Origin of the sequence: Streptosporangium minutum (assembly GCF_002149035.1) — a bacterium.
GTDB classification, from domain to species: Bacteria; Actinomycetota; Actinomycetes; order Streptosporangiales; family Streptosporangiaceae; genus Streptosporangium; species Streptosporangium minutum.
The window spans coordinates 1-2,923 of sequence record NZ_NGFP01000451.1 but is presented as its reverse complement, the minus strand read 5'-3'; the positions used below and the strand labels follow the sequence as shown (position 1 = coordinate 2,923).

Here is a 2,923-nt window from a genome sequence, read left to right as displayed (position 1 = left end):
GCAATGGCCCTTGACGGTCAGCGGACCCGGGGACCGGGCCCCTTGAGGAGGGGGGCGACGACGTCGATCCGGTTGGTCCAGACGCCGCCGGAGTAACCGTCGGGCAGCCGGTTCAGGTCACCGGCGCTGTCGAAGCCCTCCGAGAAGTCGCCGGAACCCGCGACGACGATCACCCGGGTGCCGTGGTCGCGCATACGGCCGACGAACGTGTGCGGCCATCCCCACAGCCACGGTCCGTACCCCTCGGGGATATGGAGCTCCCGGTTGTCACAGGCGTCTGGCACATGGCCGGTCCAGCCCGTCGCGAGGTAGTGGATCAGGCAGCTCTTCATGATGGCCTTCGACATCACCCGGACCTGGGGCAGCCGTCCGGCCAGCGCGGCCACCGGTGCGTCGCCGCCGTACACGGTGAGCGTGGGGAGCCAGGAGCCGGGCAGCGTGGCGAGGTAGCCGGCGAGCCGCTCGCCGTCGGCCGGCTCGTTGCTCTTGATGTGGATGAGCAGCTCCCGCCCGCCGAACGCGGCCATGACATCCTCGATGGCGGGGATGAGGCCCACGCCCTTGCCCCGGAACGGGTGGCTGGCGCCTCCGTCGGAGGTGTAGCGGAACCCGGCGTCGAGGCGCCGCAGCTCGGCGAGCGTGTGCTCGCGTACGGTGCCCGTCCCGTCGGTCCGGCATTCGAGCGTGGCGTCGTGGAACACGGCTATCCGGCCGTCCCGGGTCATCTGGACGTCGAACTCGACGACGTCGGCGCCCGCGTCGAAGGCAGCCCGCATCGAGTCGAGGGTGTTCTCCAGGTAAGGGTGCTCCGGCCGGTGGATGCGCTCCGCCGTACAGGTGTCGTTGGTGATGCCGGCGAAGTCGAAGGTCTGCGCCAGGCCCCGGTGGGCCAGGAGGAGCGGCCTGCCGCCGTCGGCGCCGGCGAGCCATGAGCTGTTGCCGGCGTAGACGGCGACGATCAGACCCGCCAGCAGGACGGCGAGGACGCGCCGACGTCTGACGGATCTGAGGGGTCGCCGGGGCGGGCGGAGGACGGGCAGGGGCATGGACGAGGATCTTCCCGATGGCGGTGACAGGACTGCCAGGATCGCCGTGCGGGCGGGTCCGGGGAAGCGGCGAAGGACGTAGCCGCGGTACGTCTTTAGGGCAGGTCTTCAGGGCAGGTCGATGATCCGGGGCAGGTCGCGGGCGAGCAGGGCCGCCTGGGTGCGGCTGGACACCTGCAGCTTCGCCAGCACGTTGCTGACGTGCGTCTTCACCGTGCGCTCGGCGAGGTCGAGGGTGCGGGCGATGTCCTGGTTCGCCATTCCCCGCCCGAGCAGGTCGAGGATCTCCCGCTCCCTCCTGGTCAGCGACCCGGCCCCGCCGGCCGCGGATCCGGCGCCGGTGTCGGGGGTCCCGGGAGGACCGGCGGGCGCGGCCGGACGGCCGGGGCCGGTCCCGCTCCGCCCCCGGGGCCACAGCACCTCGGCCGCCGTGGCGCTGAGGGTGGTGACCCCGCCGTGCGCTCCCCGCACGGCGGCGGCCACCTCGGCACCGGTGGCGTCCTTGAGCACGAAGCCGTCCGCCCCCGCGGCGAGCGCCCGCTGGATGTCCGCCACGCGGCCCACCGCGGTCAGTATCAGCACTCGTGTACGGAGTTCCGGAAACCGGCCGCGGAGCAGGGACAGCACTCGCGTACCGTCTATCCCGGGCAGATACAGATCCAGCAGGACGACGTCGATGGGATCCTGCGTGCGATCGAGGAAATCGAGCAGCGCCGGCCCGTCCGGTAACTGCCCGACCACGTCGATGTCCGGCTCGCCGCCGAGGATGAGGGACAGACCCTCCCGGACCAGCGCGTGATCGTCGACGATGACTAACCGGATCATCTGCCCGATGCTATGTCGAGGCGGGAACACGATGGCGGGGAGCAAGGCGAAGTTGCCGGCGTATCGGTGCGGTGCGGTGCGGTGGGCGCGGGTCCGCCGGCAGTACGTGGCGGACGTGGTGCGATGGGTCAGGGTCCGCTGGCAGTACGTGGTGGACGCGGCGCTCGGCGTCTCTCTCGCCGGACTGTTCGTCTTCGGCGGGATGACGGTCTCGCCGCTGCTCGCCGTCGCCCAGACCCTGCCGCTGGCCTGGCGGCGACGCGCCCCCGGCGCGGTGCTGGGCGTGGTCGGCCTGGCCACCGCGGCGCACATGTCGATGGGAATGTCGCGTACGGCCGGCTACATGCCGGTCCTACTGGCGATCTACACGGCGGCGGCGAGCCGGTCGGCGGTGGTCCGGTGGGGCCTGTGCGGCCTGACCGCCGTCGTCGTCGCCGCCGCGGGCACGCTCCATCGCGACCTGGTCGAGGGTGTGCTGCCGGCCGTCGCCGCGTCCGCGGTCGCCTGGCTGGCGGGCGCCGAGCGCAGCCGCCACCTGCGGGAGCGTACGGCGCTCGTCGCGGAGAGCACCCGGCTCCGTCTCGAACAGCGGATCGCCGACGCGGAGCTGGCGGCGGCGGCTGACCGGGAGCGTCTGGCCCGCCGACTGCACGACACGCTGGCCCACACCGTCACGGTCATGCTCATACAGACGGAGGCGCTGCGATCCACCGCACGCCTGGAGCCCGTGGACGTCGACCGCGTCGACCGCGTCCTCGGCGCCGGCCGCGACGCGCTCGCCGAGGTCCGTGGCGCCATCGCCGAGCTGGACAGCCGGGAGATGTCGGCGTCCGCGGACGACCTCGCCGAACGCCTCGACCAGCTCCGTGCCGCGGGTCTCGACCTGTCGGCGGCGCTGCCCGAAGGTCTGGCCGGCCTGCCCGCCCCGGTGCTCGCGGTCGTGCACCGGCTGATCGGTGAGGCGTCCACCAACGCCCTGCGGCACGGCGGACCGGGTACCCGACTGGATCTGCGGGTGGAGCAGGACACCGGCCGGGTCACCGTCAGCATGG

Annotated in this window: 3 protein-coding genes; 1 reads left to right on the top strand and 2 read right to left on the bottom strand. The window is 72.8% G+C overall.

What is annotated here, in order from left to right; all coding sequences use genetic code 11:
• Nucleotides 1-17 precede the first annotated feature (17 nt).
• Both CA984_RS43430 and CA984_RS43425 read right to left on the bottom strand, forming a co-directional pair.
• A complete protein-coding gene (locus CA984_RS43430; protein ID WP_086579097.1) occupies nt 18-1,046 on the bottom strand; it encodes a glycerophosphodiester phosphodiesterase family protein in 1,029 nt (342 codons plus the stop codon).
• Between the two features lie 108 nt (nt 1,047-1,154).
• A complete protein-coding gene (locus CA984_RS43425) occupies nt 1,155-1,871 on the bottom strand; it encodes a response regulator (protein ID WP_086579096.1) in 717 nt (238 codons plus the stop codon).
• Nucleotides 1,872-1,947: 76 nt separating this feature from the next.
• Here CA984_RS43425 and CA984_RS43420 point away from each other — a divergent pair.
• Nucleotides 1,948-2,923: sensor histidine kinase (locus CA984_RS43420; protein ID WP_086579095.1), on the top strand; the 976-nt coding region annotated here is incomplete at its 3' end.